The organism is Actinomadura sp. NTSP31 (genome assembly GCF_041951385.1).
GTDB lineage: Bacteria > Actinomycetota > Actinomycetes > Streptosporangiales > Streptosporangiaceae > Spirillospora > Spirillospora napierensis.
Map to the genome: position 1 here is coordinate 76,893 of NZ_JBGNUT010000001.1, position 19,245 is coordinate 96,137.

At 70.6% G+C, this 19,245-nt stretch carries 18 protein-coding genes, 1 pseudogene and 1 riboswitch; of the genes and pseudogenes, 16 read left to right on the forward strand and 3 right to left on the reverse strand.

All coding sequences use genetic code 11. The features are described from left to right. Window positions 1–32 precede the first annotated feature (32 nt). Window positions 33–236, reverse strand: a complete 204-nt coding sequence (locus ACA514_RS00265; RefSeq protein ID WP_375038887.1) for a hypothetical protein — start codon at window positions 234–236, stop codon at window positions 33–35. An 872-nt stretch (window positions 237–1,108) separates the two neighbouring features. Between ACA514_RS00265 and ACA514_RS00270 the strand changes: the two genes are divergently transcribed. From ACA514_RS00270 to ACA514_RS00305, 8 genes are all read left to right on the forward strand, one after another. Next, entirely contained in the window at window positions 1,109–2,104 is a 996-nt protein-coding gene (locus ACA514_RS00270) for a hypothetical protein (RefSeq protein WP_375038888.1), read from the forward strand. Window positions 2,105–2,118: 14 nt separating this feature from the next. Continuing rightward, window positions 2,119–2,403, forward strand: coding sequence for a hypothetical protein (locus tag ACA514_RS00275; RefSeq protein WP_375038889.1), 285 nt, complete (start codon window positions 2,119–2,121; stop codon window positions 2,401–2,403). After that, window positions 2,400–3,299, forward strand: a complete 900-nt coding sequence (locus ACA514_RS00280) for a hypothetical protein (RefSeq protein WP_375038890.1) — start codon at window positions 2,400–2,402, stop codon at window positions 3,297–3,299. Before ACA514_RS00275 ends, ACA514_RS00280 begins: the two co-directional genes overlap by 4 nt. Beyond that, window positions 3,296–3,544 carry a hypothetical protein gene (locus ACA514_RS00285; RefSeq protein ID WP_375038891.1) on the forward strand — a complete coding sequence of 83 codons (249 nt, stop codon included), beginning with the start codon at window positions 3,296–3,298 and terminating at the stop codon, window positions 3,542–3,544. Before ACA514_RS00280 ends, ACA514_RS00285 begins: the two co-directional genes overlap by 4 nt. A gap of 20 nt (window positions 3,545–3,564) precedes the next feature. Further along, on the forward strand, window positions 3,565–3,876 hold the full coding sequence (locus tag ACA514_RS00290) for a hypothetical protein (RefSeq protein ID WP_375038892.1): 312 nt from the start codon (window positions 3,565–3,567) through the stop codon (window positions 3,874–3,876). After that, window positions 3,873–4,736, forward strand: coding sequence for a S8 family serine peptidase (locus ACA514_RS00295; RefSeq protein WP_375038893.1), 864 nt, complete (start codon window positions 3,873–3,875; stop codon window positions 4,734–4,736). The genes ACA514_RS00290 and ACA514_RS00295 overlap by 4 nt, the downstream gene beginning before the upstream one ends. A 317-nt stretch (window positions 4,737–5,053) precedes the next feature. After that, on the forward strand, window positions 5,054–5,365 hold the full coding sequence (locus tag ACA514_RS00300) for a hypothetical protein (RefSeq protein ID WP_375038894.1): 312 nt from the start codon (window positions 5,054–5,056) through the stop codon (window positions 5,363–5,365). Between the two features lie 142 nt (window positions 5,366–5,507). Then, complete coding sequence (locus tag ACA514_RS00305) at window positions 5,508–7,427, forward strand: hypothetical protein (protein WP_375038895.1); 1,920 nt, start codon at window positions 5,508–5,510, stop codon at window positions 7,425–7,427. A 29-nt stretch (window positions 7,428–7,456) separates the two neighbouring features. On the opposite strand, the gene ACA514_RS00310 is transcribed toward ACA514_RS00305, so the two are convergent. Further along, window positions 7,457–8,176 (reverse strand): alpha/beta fold hydrolase, encoded by a 720-nt coding sequence (locus ACA514_RS00310; protein ID WP_375038896.1) that lies wholly within the window; start codon window positions 8,174–8,176, stop codon window positions 7,457–7,459. A 107-nt stretch (window positions 8,177–8,283) separates the two neighbouring features. Between ACA514_RS00310 and ACA514_RS00315 the strand changes: the two genes are divergently transcribed. Further along, window positions 8,284–8,901: a TetR family transcriptional regulator gene (locus ACA514_RS00315; RefSeq protein WP_375038897.1), complete on the forward strand. Its 618-nt coding sequence runs from the start codon at window positions 8,284–8,286 to the stop codon at window positions 8,899–8,901. A gap of 52 nt (window positions 8,902–8,953) precedes the next feature. Here the strand turns inward: ACA514_RS00315 and ACA514_RS00320 are convergent. Continuing rightward, window positions 8,954–9,079, reverse strand: a pseudogene (locus ACA514_RS00320) (IS5/IS1182 family transposase); the annotation flags it as partial. A gap of 307 nt (window positions 9,080–9,386) precedes the next feature. On the opposite strand from ACA514_RS00320, the gene ACA514_RS00325 reads away from it, so the two are divergent. The 7 genes from ACA514_RS00325 to ACA514_RS00355 all read left to right on the forward strand — a co-directional run bounded on the left by ACA514_RS00325 (window position 9,387) and on the right by ACA514_RS00355 (window position 19,237). Continuing rightward, window positions 9,387–9,854 (forward strand): hypothetical protein, encoded by a 468-nt coding sequence (locus ACA514_RS00325; RefSeq protein WP_375038898.1) that lies wholly within the window; start codon window positions 9,387–9,389, stop codon window positions 9,852–9,854. A gap of 1,042 nt (window positions 9,855–10,896) precedes the next feature. After that, a riboswitch (SAM riboswitch) is annotated at window positions 10,897–11,012 on the forward strand. Between the two features lie 92 nt (window positions 11,013–11,104). Further along, complete coding sequence (locus ACA514_RS00330; protein ID WP_375038899.1) at window positions 11,105–12,190, forward strand: PotD/PotF family extracellular solute-binding protein; 1,086 nt, start codon at window positions 11,105–11,107, stop codon at window positions 12,188–12,190. Further along, window positions 12,157–13,368 (forward strand): ABC transporter ATP-binding protein, encoded by a 1,212-nt coding sequence (locus ACA514_RS00335; RefSeq protein WP_375038900.1) that lies wholly within the window; start codon window positions 12,157–12,159, stop codon window positions 13,366–13,368. Before ACA514_RS00330 ends, ACA514_RS00335 begins: the two co-directional genes overlap by 34 nt. A gap of 2 nt (window positions 13,369–13,370) precedes the next feature. Then, window positions 13,371–14,252: an ABC transporter permease gene (locus tag ACA514_RS00340; RefSeq protein WP_375038901.1), complete on the forward strand. Its 882-nt coding sequence runs from the start codon at window positions 13,371–13,373 to the stop codon at window positions 14,250–14,252. Next, a complete protein-coding gene (locus ACA514_RS00345) occupies window positions 14,245–15,114 on the forward strand; it encodes an ABC transporter permease (RefSeq protein ID WP_375038902.1) in 870 nt (289 codons plus the stop codon). The genes ACA514_RS00340 and ACA514_RS00345 overlap by 8 nt, the downstream gene beginning before the upstream one ends. After that, on the forward strand, window positions 15,111–17,240 hold the full coding sequence (locus ACA514_RS00350) for a hydantoinase/oxoprolinase family protein (protein WP_375038903.1): 2,130 nt from the start codon (window positions 15,111–15,113) through the stop codon (window positions 17,238–17,240). The genes ACA514_RS00345 and ACA514_RS00350 overlap by 4 nt, the downstream gene beginning before the upstream one ends. Continuing rightward, window positions 17,237–19,237 (forward strand): hydantoinase B/oxoprolinase family protein, encoded by a 2,001-nt coding sequence (locus ACA514_RS00355; protein ID WP_375038904.1) that lies wholly within the window; start codon window positions 17,237–17,239, stop codon window positions 19,235–19,237. Before ACA514_RS00350 ends, ACA514_RS00355 begins: the two co-directional genes overlap by 4 nt. Window positions 19,238–19,245: the final 8 nt, after the last annotated feature.

A 19,245-nucleotide genomic window follows, 5' to 3' on the forward strand; every position in this document is an offset into this window, starting at 1 on the left:
ACGGTGATCCTGGGTCCGGGCATCGGTCTCGCCTACTCCTCGCTCCCCGCCCTGATCACCGGCGCCATCCGCGCCTCGGAGACGGGCGCGGTCAACGGCCTCAACACCCTGATGCGCTTGATCGGCTCCGCGGCCTCCAGCGCCGTCATCCGTATGGCCATCGCGAACGACGTGAACGGGGTCGCGGTCCCGACCAGGCAGGGCTTCCGCGTCTCCTTCCTGATCGCGACAGGCACGATGGCGATCGGCCTGCTCGTAGCCCTCCTCCTGCCCCGAGCCCGCCCGCCTCGCCACATCCTGCATGCCCGGCGGAAGGCTCCGGCCCTTGGTCCCCTAGGGCATCGAGAAACCCCTGGTGGGACGGTTGTCTTTCACAATGCGCCGTCCACACCGGAGGCCTCGCATGCTGTTGTACCGTGCTTCCGCCCTTCGCCAGGCCCGTGGCCGGCTCAGCGAACCCACATCAACGATCTAGGGGCCGCAGAGGGGGCGCCCGTGACCGTCGTGGACGCAGGTCGCGCCCGGTTCGCAGCAGACCCAGTATCCGGCGCCGGCCCAGCCCGGGAGGCCTTCACACAGGGTGTTGGGCGGCTGACAGGCCTCAAGGGCCGCGACGAAGTCGCCGCCGAAGCCGTGATCGCCGACGGCCATCGTCGCGATCGCCGACCCGGCCGCCGCGGGAGCGCGGGTCTGATATCCGCCGGTGGCCGGTCCGATGCCGCATTCGGCGGTCAAGCGCGGAAGTGTCACGGCGAAGCCCCTTCTCGGCGTTCGGGCGACCGGACGCCGTCCCGGTGCGCGAGCACGACATTCCGGAGCTGAATCTTCACAAATCCCTCGCCACTATAGGCCGATATGGACAGAAGATCCTGACCACATCACGCCATACACGGCCCGTATCGAGCCCCGTTTTCAGCAGCCACTCCAACCACACTGATACCGGAAGATTCAACGATAACTCCACGCTCTTTCCGTCGCTCCTCCCGGATCCGTGTGCATGTCGGGCGGATGGCCATGTCCGGAATGAGTATTGACTCCCCGTCCGGTTCGGATCAGACTCATGGCGCATCACCGGAAACGATAAATCCAGACGAGGTGAAACCTCTATATGACCGAAACAGTTTCTGCGGGCGAGCCGGTCCAGCAGGATATGGTGATTCCAGGACTTCAGGAACCCGCAGTTTCGATTGTCGGGGCCGACGGATGCGGTTGCGGGGGAACCGAGGGAAGCTGCAGTTGCGGCGGCGCCGCCGGCGCGACGGCTCCCGGAAACGTCTACGCGATCGGCACCGTGACCGCCCGTTTCCCGTCGCTGAACCTCGAGAAGGAGTTCATGCAGGCGTGGGGAAAGAACCCCGAGCAGACCCTGACGATCAGCGATGCCGACAAGTTCGCCGTGCTCAGCCAGGGACAGAACCTCTATCTGGCGCGGGAGATGTGCTGGGTCTTCCAGAGCGGCGACATCGATCTCTACGTCCTGCAGCCGCGTTCCTACGTCGAGTTGACCGGCCTGGTGACGGCCCTGTCCCCCGCTCCCGGCCAGGTGAGCTTCGCCCTGGTCATCGGCACGCTGGGCCCCATCGCGCCACCGGGGATGTGCAACGGGGCCCAGTTGCCCATCGTCACCTGCAACCAGGTGTTCGGGTTCACCGGACAGGCGTTCATCAACAGCATCACGGCGGAGGTCACCGGTGACGGCGACCTCATGCAGAAGATCAGGGATCACCTGGGAAGCGCCGGCGGCGGCACGGCCCGGACACCCGAGGAATATGTCACCGCCGCCGCGGGGAACGCCTTTTCCGCCCTCACTCTCCTGTCGGACAACGCAGGCCAGACCGACGAGCACAGGGCGATCAACTACCTCACCTTCAAGTCGCTCGCGCTCTACAAGAAGGAAATCGAGATGGAGCTGAACGGATTCACCCTGAATTCCGTCCAGGCCCACCCCGACGCGCTGTCCGCCGGCCGCCGCATCCAGGACGTGATCCTGCTCTACGCGTCGACGACCACCACGCAAATCCAGCGCTACTTCACCCGGATCGACGTCAGCGGCCAGTTCCCCTTCATGGTGAACGACCTATCCGTCTACTACGACCATCCGTGAGCCGGAGAAAAGCCATGACGACCCCACGTCTGACCGCTGAATACAGCATCGGCCCGCCCCTGCACACCTACCTCGGAACCGGCCCTGAGAGCACGTCCGCCGGTGCCGTCGCCCCGATGGGGTTCCTCGACGGCCTGGGCGGGATCTTCGGCGGCGTCCTGTCGAAGGTGCCCTGCCTCATCGGATGCGGGCTGCCCAATGCCGTCTCGCTGGTCAGCCAATGCGGCCTGGACCCGTCCTGCTACATCGAGCGCGCCCCCTCGGCCGTCGCCGGCTGCATCCGGCAGTGCCTGCAGTGACGGCCCTCCGCCTGGCCGATCACGGCCCGTCCATAGCCCGCTACGCGCCGGTGGACGACATGGCCTTGGCCTTCGACGGCTACCGCGCATTCGCGCAGGCGGTCCTTCCCGCTTCACTCATCCCCGCGGGGACCGCCGGAGGCGCGGCCTTCTCCCTCACCTTCTGGCTGAACGTGCAACCGGTACTGGAGAAGGGGGCGGACCCGCCGACCATCTCCGGGCCGATGGTGGTCGCCGACATCCGCGGCGCCCGGGGCCCGCTCGCCACATGGTCGATCGAGCGCGACCTGACCCTGGGCTTCGCCGTGCCCGGCTCGGCGCCGGGAGCCCTCGCCGTAGACCTGCGGCCCTACCTGAGGCGCTGGGTCTTCGTGGTGAGCGTCTACGGCCCGCCCGCCGACGATCACCCGCACGGGCAGGTCGGCCTACTGGTCAGCGACGGCGGGCCGGTACGGGCGCCGGTCACCGCGGAACTGGAGATCACCCCCAACCCGGCCGCGGAGGACCGGCTGTTGACCGTCGGCAACCTGCCGACCGCGCAGTACCCCGAGGGCCTGCCCGACCTCGGCCCCCTGACCGGGATGATCACCCGCATGCGGCTGTGGACGGTCGCACTGAGCTCGGCGGCGGCCGCCGCGCACATGTACGACGCCCCGATCGGCCCCAAGGGCGGCGCGCGGCAGTCGCTGGCCGGCGACTGGCGCATGAACGAGGGGTACGGGGTCACCGCGTTCGACTACGCCGACCCCGGCCCCGGGACCCTGCCCGTCCGATATCAGCCTCCTACGGGCAACCATCTGCGGCTCGGCGACGGCGAACCCGGCACCGAACCGGCCTGGATCATCGCCGACCTGGTCACGCTCGTCCGCAAGACCGCCACGGCGGAGGCGCCATGAACCTCCCCAGGCTCACAGCCGAACACGCCCTCGGCCCGCCGCTTGGAACGTACGCCACCGGCACGACACGGCCCCCGGACGGTGCCGAGGTGGCACCGATGGCGAGCCTGTCCTGCCTGTCGTCCTGCGTGGGGCCCGGCACGGCGATCCGCTGCGGCGTCCAATGCCGCGCCGACCTTGACTGCTGGCGCCGCTGCGCCGGGGTCTCCCAGACCGACTGCCTGAGCGCCTGCTTGGCGACCTGACGGGCCATGGAGGAACGGACATGCTTCCCAAACTGACCGCTGAGAGGTCCATCGGGCCCGCGCTCGGCCAGTACGCCACCCGCTCCGCGGACCAGGGCACCGGACTGGAGCCCATGGCGGTCCTCCGGATCAACAACAATCCCGAACCACTGACCACGGTCCACCAGCGGAAGACAGGGCAGATGCCCTCGCCGTGCCCGCCCGGCACGAACGCCTGCTGGGGACTCGACGACACCTATGCCGCCTTCGATTTCGACTGCTGCGACCCCGAACAGCCGTGCCAGCACGATCCCGAGGGCAGCCCCGTCTGCCAGCCCTACGAGGCCGAATGACGCAGGCGGCCGAACTGAGCGGCACGAACGCGCACAGCCTCCGCCTGACCGGGCTCGACGCGCTCATGGCGGACGGCGAGGGCGATCCCGCGGTCACCGTGGCCGTGATCGACGGTCCCGCCGACACCGGCCATCCCGCCCTCCCCTCCACGGCGCCGTCATCCTGCCGGTCGCCGATGGGCACGGCCTGCCTGCACGGCACGTTCGTCCTGGGCATGCTCGCGGCGGCCCGAGAAAGCAGCGCGCCCGCGATCTGCCCGGGATGTACATTCCTGCTCCGGTCGGTCCTCTGCGAGCCGGTCCCTGGACATCCCTGTCCCGACACCACGCCCACCGCACTCGCCGAAGCGGTGGAGGACTGCGTGGCCGCCGGAGCGCGCCTCATCAACATCAGCCTGGGCCTCGCCTCACCAGTCCTGCAGCGGAGCCCCGCCTTCGACGCCGCGATCGACAACGCCAGGGACCGCGGAGTCGTGGTCATCGCCGCGGCGGGAAACCACGGCCGGATAGGCCCAGCCCCTCTGATGGCCCACCCCTGGCTCGTCCCGGTCGCGGCGTGCGACACGCAGGGCCGGCCGCGAAGCCCGTCGAACCTCGGCATCGGGATAGGCCGGCGCGGGCTCCTGGCCCCGGGCCTCGACATCGTCAGCACGGCTCCGCACGGCGAGCACGCCCGCATGTCGGGCACCAGCGTGGCCGCCCCGTTCGTGACCGGTGCGGCCGCGCTGCTGTGGTCGCTTCAGCCCGCGCTCCCAGCCGCCCGCATCCGGGCGGCGCTCCTGCGTCCCGACATCGTCCGCCGGAGCATCATCCCGCCACTTCTCGACGCGACCGCTACGCGGCGCACCCTCGGTCTCTGAGGACCGTCCCCTCTGCGCGGCCGTCATCTGACGACAACACACATGATGGTGACGAAGGTGCCGGACGCCGTGTCGTACCAGGTGCGGGTTGATGACGGCAGCACGGTCACCGGCCACCACCGGCCGCTTGGGTCTGGAGCGCGCTGCGTGCCGGCCCGCGACCAGGTCCCGGCGCCAGCACAAGACCGTGTCCGGACGCACCAGCAACCGCATCCGCCGCAGCGCGCCGGAAGGCAACCGTTGCAGTAGCGCCGTGAGCAGCGCCCGATCCGCCGCAGTACCGCACCCGCTTTTCGGCAAGGCGACGCTCCAGCACTGTGTCAGCCGACGCCACCCAACGGCAGCATCGGATCGACGATCCGGGCCGCATCCCCGAAGCGGTGGAAGAGATCCTGCGCATGGAGGCGGCAGTCGCACCGGGCCGCCACGTCACCCGCGACATCGAGTTGGGAGGCGTCCGTCTCAAGGCCGAGGGCCAACTGCCCGTCCTGCTGGCCGCGCCCAACCACGACGCCGGAGAGTTCGCCGACTCGGCACCCGGCGCGTCGACCGCTCGCCCAACAGTCTTGTTTCCTCGTACGGCAAGCCGTCCACGCGTACGCGGTCGTCCGCTGGCCTCTAGCGGTTGACATGCGGGCACCGGAACGCAGGGGGATCGGCCTGGAAAGCGGTCTTGTCGATCTCCACTTGGCATGGGAAGGTCAACGATGTAGCTATAACGGACCAAAAGGTCCACCAGGTGGACCTGACTGCGAGGCAGGGAGCGGCTCCATGACCACCTTTCATCGTCGCACCGTCCTGCGCGGCGCCGCCGCCACCGCGCTCGGAGCCGTCATCGGCCAGGCCGTGACCGAGCTTCCGGCTGCGGCGGCCCCCGCCGCGAATCCGTCGAGTCTCGGCACCGCCAAGCCCCTCGACGGGCGCCCGGCTCCCGGCTACGACTACAGCCGCGCGAACAAACTGCCCCGCGAGATGACCGGATATTGGGAGAAGCGCTTCGACCTGAACGGCGTGCCGCGCACCGCCAAGGTCTACATCTCACCCGAAACGCCGATCCGCTCCTATTACACGGTACTGGCCGTCCCAGACGGCGTTGAGACCGGCGATTTCCTGCGCCGGACGGGATGGCGGGACATCGCCGACGAACGCGGCGAGGGCCTGTTCGTCCTCGAACCGGGCGAGTCCGGATGGGGTGCCGCAGCCGCCGAGCGCGCTTACGTGGACGCCGCAATGGCCTTCTATCAGGCCAACCCCTACTTCTCGATATTCGGCCTGGACTACCTGGTGGGGTACGGGGCCGGCGCTCCGGCTCTCGAAGCGCGGGCAGCGGCCTTCCCGCTACAGGTCATCGGCCAGGTGTACCTGGACTCCCCCGGCCTCCCCGCCGCCTATCTTCGCGACATCGGTTCCCAGGAGTTCGACGGCACCACCCAGGACGGCTACACCGACGTGGTCTTCCCTGACGGCTTCGACCTGATCCGGCACGACGAGGTAGTGGTCCCGACCTGGTACCTCAATCCCGAACGGAGCGCCTCCTCCAGTCTCGCCTACTGGCGTCGCGCCAACGACACCGGCGATTCCGGTGCCCGTGACGGGCTCCTGGGCACGGTGTACCGCCAACGCCGAAACTCGCGGCGCTGGATGACATCCTTTTCGGGACCGATCTCCAAGGTGGCGGTACGGGAACGGCCGACCGACTACGCAAACCAGCACACCACCCGGGAACTACTGGCCTTCCTCACGCCCTACTCGCGGTACGAGAACTTCTTCGCCTACGGCAACCAGCTCGTGCGGCGCGCCGACTACGACCGGCTCGGCGTCGAGGTCCAGACCATGACCGTCGAGGGCCAACTCCGCGAATTCCTCGTCTACGTGCCGGAATCCGCACGCCGGCTCTGGAACCGCCGGGCACCCGTGGTCTTCGTCTGGCCAGGGAACACCCAGACCGACAAGGTGTTCTTCGACTCCGCCCAGTGGTGGCGGGTCGCCCAGAAGGAAGGCTGCGTTCTCGTGGTGGCCTGCGAGCAGTACAGCAGCTCCGCGATCTCAGTGAGCCACAAGAACTCCGACGTGTTCTTCCGTCAGCTGCGTGAACTCGTGACGAGGAAGTACGACGTCGATCCCACCCGGTTCTACTGCACCGGGCAGTCCGCCGGAAGCGGGGTCACCCAGTTCTTCGCGGCCGCCAAACCGGAGTATTTCGCGGCCGTCGCCTCGACCTCGTTCGCCCCCGCCCCCGACAAGTCGGGGACCATCACCTTCGAGGGGACCGCATACCCGGCGGCCAGACAGCCGATACCCACCTACCTGGCATACGGCTACGGCGACCTGGCATTCCTCAAGGGCGACCTCTGGGACGACATCCAGAACGACCTCGACGCCTGGGCCGCCTACCACCTCGGGGTCAACGGGCTCGCACTGGACGATGTCGACCGCCGCGAGGGGCGGCCCAGCGGCTGGCACAACCGCTTTCGGACCTGGACGTGGCGCAAGCCGGGATTTCCAGCACCGGTCGTCAAGGTGACCAAGAACCTGTACCGGTCCCACAACAACATCCCGGAGGAGACACCGATGCTCTGGGAATTCATGCGCCATTACCGCCACGAAGTGGACAAGGCCGGAAACATCACGCGGTACTACAGCCCCTCCGGATTCAGCCGACATGGAGACGAGCGGGTCATCCCGACATAACACCAACCCCGACAATGAGCCTGTTCGTGCTAACTGGCCGCCACTTCCAGAAGAGCGTCGGCAACCGCCCGGGGTTCGGTGATCATGAGATCGTGCCCGGTGTCGACGTCCCATAGCCGGCCTTCCGAGCGCGCCTTTTCGATGAGGTCCGGGGCACGGGTGGCCAGGGTGGAGGTGCAGACGATGTGGTACTGGGGAATCGCCCACAGCGCGTCCTCGTTGGTGAGCTCGAGTGGCTGTTCAAAGCACTTCCAGGGGTGTGCGGTCAACCGGGCGTCCATCCAGGCGAGCACGTCGGGGTCGCTCACCCCATAGAAGGCACCGGCACCGGGGGCGGGCGTCAGGACGAGCTCGATGCCGTCGACGACCTGCCCGAACGGGCGGGCGGCGTCGATGACCGGTCCGGCGACGTCGTGCAGCGACTGGCCGTTCACCGGTGTGGCGGCATCGAGGTAGACCAGGCGGCCGACGCGGTCGGCCGCCCGGTCGGCGGCACCGGTGATCACCATGCCGCCGTAGCTGTGACCGACCAGGATCACCTCGCGCAGGTCCTCGTAGTGAAGTACGGCAGCGATGTCCTGAATGTGCAGGTCCAGGTCAACGTGCGGGCCCAACAGATGCAAGCGTTCGGCCAGCCCGGTCATCGTCGGCGTGTAGACCTCATGGCCGGCGGCCCTCAGCAACCGGGCGACCGGCTGATAGCACCATCCGCCGTGACCGCCGCCGTGGACCAGCACATAAGTAGCCATGGCGTCTCCTCGTGGGCGCGGTGCCCGGACTACCGGCCGAGGGTGAGTAACCTCGTTACTGAGTAACCAGGTTACTCTCGTGGTGGGCGCGGAGATAGGTGTGATCGGTGACGGCGCAGGCGGAGCGAAAGGTCCAGAACCACACGCATGACGCGATCGTGGACGCCGTGCTCGAACTGCTGAAGGACGGCGGTTACCAGGCCGTCCATCTGCGGGAGGTGGCCCGGCGCGCCAAGGTCTCCCTGGCGACGATCTACAAGTTCTTCCCCACGCGGGACGAGCTGATCGTGACGGCCGTGGAACGGTGGATGGCGGCCAACGTGTGCGCCGAGCTGATCCCGACCGTTCCCGGCGAGTCCCTGTACGAAGGCCTCATGCGGGTGTTCCGGCATGTCTTCGAACCATGGGAGCGCAACCCGCGGATGCTGGAGGTCTACCAGCGGGCGCAGGCGGGCCCCAGCGGGGAACGGCTCCGCCGCCAGGCCTGGTGGGCGATCGAGCCCGTCGCAAGGGCGATGCTCCAGAAACTCGACCCGCAGTACGCGGAGGACATCGCGCTCGTCCTCACCCACCTGGGCCACTCCGTCGTGGGCTCTTTCGCCGCCGGTGAACTCGACATCACCGAGATCCTGCCCGTCCTCGAACGCGCTGTATACCGCCTGACCGCCGACAACGCGACAGCCGCCGCGGGCCACTCCCCCAAGGACCGGCGCACAAGCCACTGACGACAGAAGCAGCGCTCAGCAGCCCTCTCGAACCGACCGACACTGAGTCCTTTCAGCGTGATGTGGTCTCGCGGAGTTGCAGGGCGTGGACGGCCTCGGCGACGTGACCGGCGCGATAGGGGCAGCAGCGCAGCTTCCGCAGGATTCGCCATGACTTGAGCTTGGCGTTCGCTCGTTCCGCCCGCGACCATCATGCGATCAGCAGTCACCGCCCCGCTGCTGAAAAAGGGCTCACTGAGGGCCCGGTGGTTTTCGACGACCTGAACTTCGTCTTCCCTCCACGATCCGAGGCCGGCCTGCGGGCAGTACAAGACGGCCAACGTGCTGTTTGCGGTCGAAGCGACCCGGGCTGGGCCGACGGGTGGAGGAGCGACCTGCGTCATCACCCGCGAAGCCGGACCGTCGGCCGTATCGTCCCTGATCGTTGTGCCGCCGCGTGTTCTGTTAATCTCCGTCCGCAACACCCCCTGCCTCCGGAGGCCTCCGTGCCAAAGAAGATCGCGATCCACCTCGTCCTCGGCGGCCTGGTCCTCGTCGGCGCCGTCGCGTGCAACGGCGACGACAAGACCGCGGCGGCCGGCAAGTCCTCCGCCCCGCCCACGACGGCGACCACGACAGCGACCACGACGACGCCTGCGCCGGTACAGACCACCCCGACAACGAGCGCTCCCGGGACCCCAGCGCCGACTACCACCGAACCCAAGCTCCCGAACAGCAAGCAGATCGTGATGATCGACCCGGACGGCAAGAAGTACACGTACACGACGATGGCGCAACTGGCCGCGGGCATGCGCTACACCATGGGCGACAACCCCCAGCCCAACTTCTGCGAGAAGTCCTACACCAAGGGTGTTGAAGGCGGCGGCAAGTTCCCCGCGGGCAGATCGGCCTTCCTGGCCGCCTGCCGAGAAGGCTGGCGCAAGGCGGAACAGATGCACCGCAACGGACAGTGAATCGGCGGCCACATCGGCGCCGAGGGGGCTTGAGTGACTTCTTCGGGAGACCCGAAGCGGCCCCCCGATTGGCTCCCGAACCTACGAAGAAATCAACAGAGAACCGCTGAGGTCAACCACGAAACGTGCTTTGACCTGCGGAAACTTGACGTGGGTAATACTGGGTTCGAACCCGTGACCTCGCAGATCCATGCCGGGCGTAGGGCTCAGTACTCATCCTCGAACCAATTGACACTACAGGCCTTTGTCTGGGTGCGCCCCTCGGCGAGAAGGCGATCTCGTCGCTGTCGCCGCAGAATCCTGTGTCGCGCGTAGCGAAGAGCGCCGCGATGGTCGAAGGTGCGCCGTCACGGCCGAGTCGGACACGATACGACACTCCGCTCCGCGTCGCTCATTTATGCTCAGGGCTGAAGTCACAATACCTGTATCAACCGGCCTGTCGACCATTCCTCGATAATTGGATACAAAGATCAGCCTGAGCACGAAAAACACAGTGGAGCGGTGAATGGACGTCCACCTCGCCGCCCTCGAGTCCGGCGCGCCCGCGTTCATGACACGTTCCGGTTCAGCGGCGCCTACCTGCGCGACGCACTGGCGGACATCACCGCGTCGATGCCGGTCGGGCCGAGCATGGCGTTCCCGCCTGGCGCCGTGCACGCCCAGCGCGCCCTCGGCGTCGGGATCGGCGTCCTTCCAGTTGCCGCTGACCCCGATCGGCCCAGCGTCGCGCCTCCAGGCGCAGAATGATCCGGGCCTTACCGATCATCCAGTTGGCCGCGGGCCCAGGAACCGCGGCCGGCCTTCCCCTTGCTCACGGTGCCGGCAGGCCCTCCGCCAGCGGCGCAGCGGGACCTGCCTCGAAGGCCGGCCGTTCGACGACCGGCCCTTGCTCGCGATCGGCCGCGCGGTCGAAGCCGAGTTGAGCTGATCGCCGCACCATCACACGCGTCCGCATCCGCGACCGGCAGGATGCCCTGCCCTCCGGAGCTTCGGTCATCCGTAATCAGGGTATTCAGACCGTTTTTATATGGTATGTTCCTGCCGTCACGAGTTCCAGCGCCAAGCCCCGGCTTGCTGGGCGGCAACCCTCCGACCGCGGTGGGGTGCTCCGGGTGAGGACACGGTCGTCCGCCGGACATGCGACGACAAGCGCGGGTTCGCAGGGCCGCGTTCCCCGAGACCTCGGGAACGGTGACGTGCGCGCGACGGAGGCCCATCGCTGTGCCGGCTCGGACATGGAGGAGTGAGACGTGGGAAGGCGATCGGCGTTCGCCGTCATCGGCGCGGTGGCGCTGCTGGCGGCCGCGGCGTGCGGGGTGGACACCGCCGACACCGGCGGTTCGGGCAAGGGCGGCAAGGAGCTGACGGTCACGGTCTTCTCCGGACCGTGGGAGGACTTGTTCAAGAAGTCCTTCGTCGAGCCGTTCGAGCGGGACACCGGCGCCAAGGTGAACCTCGTCCCGGGCGCCAACGCCGAGTGGCTCACCAAGCTGCGCGCCGCCGGCGGCAAGAACCCGCCGTTCGACCTGGTGGTGCTGACCCCTGACGCGGCCCGTCCGGCCGTGGCGGGCAAGCTGGTCCAGCCGCTGGAGACGGCGAAGGTGAGCAACTGGAGCGACCTCGACCCGGTGGAGATCGAGAAGACCACGGTGGCGGGGAAGAGCTACGGCGTCCCGCTGACCATCGGCTCGACCGGGCTGCTCTACCGCACCGACAAGGTCAAGCAGGCGCCGGTCGACTGGCAGGACATCTTCGGCAAGGACCTGTGCGGGCACGTGGCGCTGCCGCCGCTGACCTACAACCCGGGACTGGAGTTCTTCAGCGCCCTGGTGACCGGCCAGGGCGGGAAGCTCTCCGACCCCGCGGACGTCGACAGGGCGTTCAAGCAGCTGGAGCAGCTGAAGGGCTGTGTGTCGTCCTACCCGGCGAACGCGACGGCGGTGCAGAGCGCCATCCAGAACGGCGAGGCGTGGGCGGTCCCGTACTGGGACGGGCGGGCCTTCGCGATGGCGCAGGCCGGGGGCAAGGTCGGCTTCACCTATCCGAAGTCCGGCGCGGTCGGCGCACTGAGCAGCTACTTCCTGGCCTCGGGCAGCAAGAACAACGACCTGGCCTACAAGTTCCTCGGGTACATCGCGAACGCCACGTACCAGAAGCCCTTCGCCGAGGGGAACTGGTACGCCGGCTCCAACAGCAAGATCGACTACAGTCCCGCCTTCAAGGCGAAGATCAAGTACGGCACGGACGTCTACCGGACGTTCCACTGGGTCGACTACGACGTCGCCACGCCGAAGCTCAACGAATGGCAGCAGCGGTGGAACGAGATCTTCCGCTGAGCGGCGCGGCCGCGGCCGGCGGACCGGCCGCCGGGCACGTCGAAGCCGGGCGGCCCGCAGCGGGGCACGTGGAGATCGAGGATCTGGCCGTCGGCTACGACGGCCAGCCCGTCCTGGACCTGGACCGGCTGTCGGTGCGGCGCGGCGAGTTCCTGTCGATCCTCGGGCCGAGCGGCTGCGGCAAGACCACGCTGCTGAACGCCATCGCCGGGTTCGTGGCGCCCGACAGCGGCCGCGTCCTGGTCGACGGCGACGACATCACCGCCCTGCCTCCGCACCGGCGGGGGCTCGGCATGGTCTTCCAGAACTACGCGCTGTTCCCGCACCTGTCCGTGGCGAGCAACGTCGCCTACGGGCTGCGCGTCCACCGGGTGCCCAAGCGGGAGCGCGCGGAGCGGGTGGCCGATGCGCTGCGCCTGGTCGGCCTGGAGGAGTTCGCCGACCGGCGCCCCCGGGCGCTTTCGGGCGGCCAGCAGCAGCGGGTGGCGATCGCCCGCGCCCTGGCCACCCGTCCGGCAGTGCTGCTCCTGGACGAGCCGCTGTCCAACCTCGACGCCAAGCTGCGCCGGGAGATGCGCGTCGAGCTGCGCAAGATCCAGCAGAGCGTCGGCACCACCATGGTCTTCGTCACGCACGATCAGGAGGAGGCGCTGTCGCTGTCGGACCGCATCGCGGTGCTCAACGGCGGCAGGCTGGAGCAGCTCGGCACGCCCGACGAGGTGTACCGGCGGCCGGCGAGCCGCTTCGTGGCGCAGTTCATAGGCGCCGCCAACGTGCTGGAGGGGACGGTCCGCCCGGACCGTGCGCTGGACGTCGGAGGCGTCGCGGTCCCGCTCGGCCTGCCGGACGCGGAATCCGGGCGGGAGGTGGTCGTGGCCATCCGGCCCGAGCGGATCCGCCTGGCGCCCGTCACCGGCACGCAGGCTGATGCGGCGGCCGGTCCGAACGGGGCGCGCGCCGCGACCCCGGTGACCGGTCTGACCGGGACCGTCGCCTACCGCTCGTTCACCGGTGACGCCTGGCAGGTCGAGGTGCGGACGGCGGGCGGCCTGGCGCTCACCGTGCGCGTCGCCGACACCGGGGCGGGCGGCGCCGACCCGCCGGGCGCCGGAACGGCCGTCACCGCCAGCTGGGACCCCGCCGACCTCATCGTCCTTGATCTGAGGGCGGGGCGGTAGCGATGGCCCACACTTCGCCCGGGAAGCGGCGGACGCGCCGGCGCGGCGCGGCGTACGCGGCGCCCCTGCTGGTCTTCCTCCTCGCGCTGTTCGTCGCGCCGCTGGTCCGGCTCCTGCAGCTCAGCTTCCGCCCGGTGGACGAGAACAACGCGGCGCGGCCGGGCTACACCGTCCACCAGTACGTCCGCGTGTTCACCGAGCCGTTCTTCTACGAGGCGCTCGTCCGCACGCTTTTCACCGCGGTACTGGTCACCGTGCTGTGCGTCGTGCTCGCCTACCCGGCGGCGTACACCCTCGCGCGGCGGCGGCCGGGCCTGCTGCGCACGCTGCTGTTCGTCATCGTGCTGTCGCCGCTGCTGACCAGCGTCGTGGTGCGCAGCTACGGCTGGATCGTGCTGCTCGGCGCGAACGGGCCGGTGAACCGGGCGCTCGTCGCGCTGGGGGTCCTCGACCAGCCCGCGCACCTGCTGACCAGCTACTCGGCGGTCGTGGTGTCGGTGACGCACGTGCTGCTGCCCTTCGCGATCGTGCCGCTGGCGACGGCGCTGGGCGGGCTCGACCGCGATGTCCTGCGGGCCTCCCGGGTCCTGGGCGCCGGACCGGTGCGGACGTTCGCGCGGGTCACCGTGCCGCTGAGTCTGCCCGGCGCGCTCAGCGGCGCGCTCGTCGTCTTCGCGCTCGCGATGGGGATCTACATCACTCCGCTGCTGGTGGGCGGCGCGAACCAGCCGCTGGCCGGCATCCGCGTCTACGACCAGATCTCGACCGTCTTCGACTATCCGGTGGCCGCCGCGCTGAGCTTCGTGCTGCTGCTGATCACGGTGCTGTGCACGACCGGGCTCGGCACCGCCTTCCGTACCTGGGAGCGCCGCCTGCATGGCTGACGAACGCGTGGCCGACGAACGCGCGGCCGAGACCCGACGGACCGCCCGTACCCCGGTGTCGCGGCGCAGGGCCGCCGCGGACCGGGCGGCGCCCCTCGCCGGGCGCCTCCTGGCGGCGCTCGTGTTCCTGTTCCTGCTCGCGCCGCTGGTGGTGTTGGTCGCCAGCTCGTTCAACACGACCGCCTCCGTGGCCTTCCCACCGCAGGGTTTCTCCACGCGGTGGTACACCGGCGTCCTCACCTCCCCCGACTGGCTGGTCTCCTTCCGGCTCAGCGGCCTGCTGGTGCTCCTCGTCGTGCCCACCGTCGCGGTGATCGGGACGCTCGCCGCCTACGGGCTGGCGCGCGGCAACTTCCCAGGGCGCGGCGCCGTGCACGCGCTCGCGCTGTCCCCGCTGATGACACCGGAGATCATCACGGCGCTCGGGCTGCTGTACTACTTCCACGGCATCGGGCTGGTCGACACCGTCCCCGGGCTGTGGCTGGCCCACTCGCTGATCGCGCTGCCCTACGCCGTCCGCGCCGTGATGGTCAGCGCCGCCGGGCTCGACCCCACGCTCGAACGCGCCGCGGCGAGCCTGGGCGCGGGAAGCACGCGGGTCTTCCTCACCGTCACCCTGCCGCTGCTGCGGCCCGGCATCCTCGCCGGCGCGCTGCTCGCGGCGGTCACCTCGCTCGGCGAGGTGGCGGTCACCGCCCTGGTGGCGGGGGCGCACACCACCACCGTCCCGCTCCGCGTCTTCTCCTCCGCGCAGTTCGAGCTCGATCCGTCGGTGGCGGCGGTGTCGACCGTCCTGCTGGTCGCGAGCGTGGTCGTGATGGTGGTGGCCGACAGGTTCGCCAAGATCTCGGAGGTACTGTGACCGGCGGCCCCGCACCCGGCCCGCGGGTGGGCATCGACGTCGGCGGGACGTTCACCGACCTCGTCCTTGCCGTCCCGGCGGACGGGCGCGTCCTGCACCACAAGGAGCCCAGCACACCGGAGGACCCGTCGCGGGCCGTCGCGGACGGGCTGGCGGCCATCCTGCGGCAGGCGGGGCTGCGGCCCGGCGCGCTGGCGGGCGTCACGCACGGCACCACGATCGGGCTGAACGCGGTCATCCAGCGGCGCGGCGCCCGCATCGCGCTCGTGGTGACCGAGGGCTTTCGCGACGTGCTGGAGATCGGCCGGAGCCGGATGCCGTCCTCGTTCGACCTGTACGCGGGCAAGGAGGAACCGCTTGTACCGCGCGAGCGGATCGTCGAGATCGGTGCGCGGCTCGGTCCGGACGGCGCCCCCACCACCGTGCCGGACGAGGCGGAACTCGACCGGGTGGCCGCCGCGCTGGCCGCCACCCGCGCCGAGGCGGCGGCGGTCGTGGTGCTGAACGCCTACGCCGCCCCGGCCTTCGAGGAGGACGTGACCGCCCGGCTCCGCGACCGGCTGCCGGGAATGCGGCTGGCCGCGTCCGCCACCGTCTGGCCCGAGGTGCGCGAGTACGAGCGGACACTGGTGGCCTGCCTCAACGCCTACATCCAGCCGCTGATGCGCGGCTACTTCGACCGGCTCGTGGAGCGGCTGGGCGCGCTGGGCGTCACCGCGCCGGTCTACATCGCGGCGTCCAACGGCGGATCGCTGGGTCTGGCCGGCGCGGCCGAGCGGCCGCTGGAGACGATCCTGTCGGGACCGGCGTCCGGCGTGGCGGCGGCCGCGCGGCTCGCCGCCGCGGCGGGACTCGACGACGTCGTCACCTTCGACATGGGCGGCACCAGCAGCGACATCGCCGTGGTGACGGGAGGCCGGCCCGAGTTCGCCACGCACACCACGGTCGGCGGGCTGCCGCTGATCCTGCCGGTGGTGGCCGTCGGCGCCATCGGGGCGGGCGGCGGGTCGGTCGTCCGCGTCGACGAGCAGGGCGTGCTGAAGGTCGGGCCGCACAGCGCCGGCGCCGACCCCGGGCCCGTCGCCTACGGGCGCGGCGGCGCCCGGCCCACCGTCACCGACTGCTATCTGGTCGCCGGCGTCGTCGATCCGGCCGGGTTCCTCGGCGGCCGGATGCCGCTGGACGCGGGCGCGGCGGCCAAGGCGCTGGCCGAGGTCGCCGCGCGGCTCGGCTGGGACGGTGCGGACGCGACCGAGCGGGCCGCCGCGGCGGCCCTCCAGGTCGCGACGGCGGGGATGGCCGTCGAACTGCGCAAGACGCTGGCGCAGCGCGGGCTGGATCCGGCGCGGTTCGCGCTCGTCCCGTACGGCGGGGCGGGCCCCACCCACGCCGCCGTGCTCGCGGAGGAGGTCGGGATCGCGCACATCGTCGTGCCGCCCACGGCCGCGACGTTCTGCGCGCTCGGCGCCGCGGGCGCGGACCTGCGCCGTGACCTGGCGCGCAGCATCCGGCAGCGGCTCGACGACGCGGGGGCCGCCCGCCTGCGCGAGGTCCTGACCGGCCTGGCCGCCCAGGCCCGCTCGTGGCTCGCCGCGCAGGGCGCCGTCACCGGGGCGCCGGAGCTGCTGTACTCGGCGGACCTGCGCTATACCGGCCAGGCGTACGAGCTGCGCGTCCCCCTCGACGCCGACGCGCTCGACGCCGACGCGCTCGACGCCGGCGCGCTCGACGCCGGCGCGCTCGACGCCGGCGCGCTCGACGCGGCGTCGGTCGCCGAGGCCTTCCACGCCGACCACGAGCGGCTCTACGGGTTCCGTGATCCGGACGCGCCGATCGAACTCGGCACCGCGCGGCTGGCGATCACCGCCCCGACCGGTGGGCTTCCGCGTCCCGCCGTCCCGGCGGGCGGGGCGGCGCCCGTCCCGGCCGGGCACCGCTCCGTCCTGCTGCCGGCCGGCCGGTTCGACGCCGCCGTCTTCGCCCGCGGCGGGCTGCGGCACGGCGACGCCCTGACCGGGCCGGTGATCGTCGAACAGGACGACACGACCGTTCTCGTCCCGCCCGGCTGGTCGCTGGAGGTCGGCGCGGCGGGCGACCTGCACCTGCACCGGAGACCGCGACCATGACCCTGGACCCCGTCACCCTGGAGATCGTCGGCAGCAAGCTCGGCGCGCTCGCCGAGGAGATGTGCCTGACGCTGCAGCGCACCAGCAGGTCCCTCTACGTCAAGGAGACCGCGGACTTCTGCTGCGCGCTCGCCGGCGTCGACGGCGGCTTCGTCGCCTACCCCCGCGGCATCGGCGTCTCCGGGTTCGTCGGGCTGAACGTGCTGACCGCCGTCGAGGCGGCCGGCCCGCTCGAACCCGGCGACGTGATCATCACCAACGACCCGTACACCTCCGGCGGGCTGGCCACCCACCTGACCGACATCCAGCTCATCGAGCCCTACTTCCACCAGGGACGGCTCGCCGGCTACGGGTGGGCGTTCATCCACTGCTCCGACATCGGCGGGCGGGTGCCGAGCAGCCTGTCCCCGGTGAACGACGAGATCTTCCAGGAAGGGCTGCGGATCCCGCCGGTGAAGCTCGTCCGAGCCGGCGAGCCGAGCCGCGACGTGGAGGCGTTCCTGGCCGCCAACACCCGCACACCCGACGCCAACCTCGGCGACATCCGCGCGATGCGCGCCGCGCTCGCCACCGGGCGCGAGCGGCTCGCGGCCGTGATCGCCCAGCACGGCGCGGACACCGTGCTGGCCGCGCAGAAGGACCTCGTCGCCTACACCGCCGAGAAGGCGCGGGCGGCGCTGGCGCGGCTGGGCGACGGCACCCACCGGTTCGTCGACTACCTCGACGACGACGTCGTCTCGGACGTCCCCGTGCGGGTGTCGGTCACCGCCGCGCTCACCGGCGGACGGCTGCACCTGGACTTCACCGGCACCGATCCGCAGGTGCCCGCCGCGTTCAACATCGCCAGCCTCGGGCGCGTGCACGCCTGGATCACCACCCGGGTGCTCGCGCTCATCTGCACGCTCGATCCGGAGATCGCGTTGAACGCGGGCCTCATCGGGCCCATCGAGGTCACCGCCCCGGAGGGCTCGGTGGTGAACGCGGTGCACCCGGCCGCCGTCGGGGTGCGGCACGCGGCCGCGTCCCGCGTCAACGACGCGCTCGGCGGCGCCCTCGGGCTGGCGGCCCCGTCCGTCCTGCCCGCGGCGGGCAGCGGCCTGGTCGTCCCGGTCGTGGTCGCCGAGCACGGCCCGGACGGCGAGAACGTCCAGGTGCTGGAGCCGATGGTCGGCGGGACCGGCGCGCGGGACGGGGCGGACGGCGTCGACGGGCGCGACAGCGGGATCTCCAACCTCTCCAACAACCCGGTGGAGACCGTCGAGACCGAGATCGGCGTCGAGATCCTCCGGTACGGGCTGCGGCGCGACTCCGGTGGCGCGGGCCGGTGGCGCGGCGGCTGCGGACTCGAACTGACCTTCCGGGTGCGCGGTACCGGGTCCCGGCTGCTCGCCCGCGGCCTGGAGCGCATGCGGTTCCGGCCCTGGGGCGTGGCCGGCGGGCGGCCGGGCGTCCCCGCGCGGCTGGTCCTCAACGCCGGCACGGAGCGGGAGCGGACCCTTGGCAAGATCGACGTGCTGCCGCTGGACGACGGCGACGTCGTGACGCTGTTGACGTCCGGTGCCGGCGGGTACGGCGATCCGCTCCTGCGCGACCCCGCGGCGGTCCTCACCGACGTGCGGCGCGGCATGGTGTCGGCCCAGGCCGCCCGCCGCGACTACGGCGTCGTGCTGGCCGCCGGCGGCTCCGCCGTCGACCAGGACGCCACCGGCCGGGAACGCGCGTCGCGGACCGGCCGCGCCGAACCCGGCACCGAGTTCGGGCCCGAGCGCGCCGCCTGGGAGTCGGTCTTCCCGACCGAGCTGGTGGACCGCTTGGTCGCGGCCCTGTTCCGGCAGCCCGCCGCGCAGCGGTCCCGGCTCCGCTCGCAGGCCTATGCGAGAGTCCTGGTGGATCTCCCGGCGGACTTCCCTCGCGAACCGGCCGGTCCGGCACAGGCCGAGGCGGCCCGCACGCGCCTGCTCGACCAGATCGAACGGCTGGATCGGAGGGCGCCGTGACGGGCGGC

Excerpts from the sequence above, each read along its gene's own strand:
- ACA514_RS00310 (WP_375038896.1), bottom strand. The coding sequence starts at position 8,176 with ATGGCTACTTATGTGCTGGTCCACGGCGGCGGTCACGGCGGATGGTGC.
- ACA514_RS00345 (WP_375038902.1), top strand. The coding sequence starts at position 14,245 with ATGGCTGACGAACGCGTGGCCGACGAACGCGCGGCCGAGACCCGACGG.
- ACA514_RS00275 (WP_375038889.1), top strand. The coding sequence starts at position 2,119 with ATGACGACCCCACGTCTGACCGCTGAATACAGCATCGGCCCGCCCCTG.
- ACA514_RS00305 (WP_375038895.1), top strand. The coding sequence starts at position 5,508 with ATGACCACCTTTCATCGTCGCACCGTCCTGCGCGGCGCCGCCGCCACC.
- ACA514_RS00285 (WP_375038891.1), top strand. The coding sequence starts at position 3,296 with ATGAACCTCCCCAGGCTCACAGCCGAACACGCCCTCGGCCCGCCGCTT.
- ACA514_RS00270 (WP_375038888.1), top strand. The coding sequence starts at position 1,109 with ATGACCGAAACAGTTTCTGCGGGCGAGCCGGTCCAGCAGGATATGGTG.
- ACA514_RS00295 (WP_375038893.1), top strand. The coding sequence starts at position 3,873 with ATGACGCAGGCGGCCGAACTGAGCGGCACGAACGCGCACAGCCTCCGC.
- ACA514_RS00340 (WP_375038901.1), top strand. The coding sequence starts at position 13,371 with ATGGCCCACACTTCGCCCGGGAAGCGGCGGACGCGCCGGCGCGGCGCG.
- ACA514_RS00335 (WP_375038900.1), top strand. The coding sequence starts at position 12,157 with ATGGCAGCAGCGGTGGAACGAGATCTTCCGCTGAGCGGCGCGGCCGCG.
- ACA514_RS00355 (WP_375038904.1), top strand. The coding sequence starts at position 17,237 with ATGACCCTGGACCCCGTCACCCTGGAGATCGTCGGCAGCAAGCTCGGC.
- ACA514_RS00290 (WP_375038892.1), top strand. The coding sequence starts at position 3,565 with ATGCTTCCCAAACTGACCGCTGAGAGGTCCATCGGGCCCGCGCTCGGC.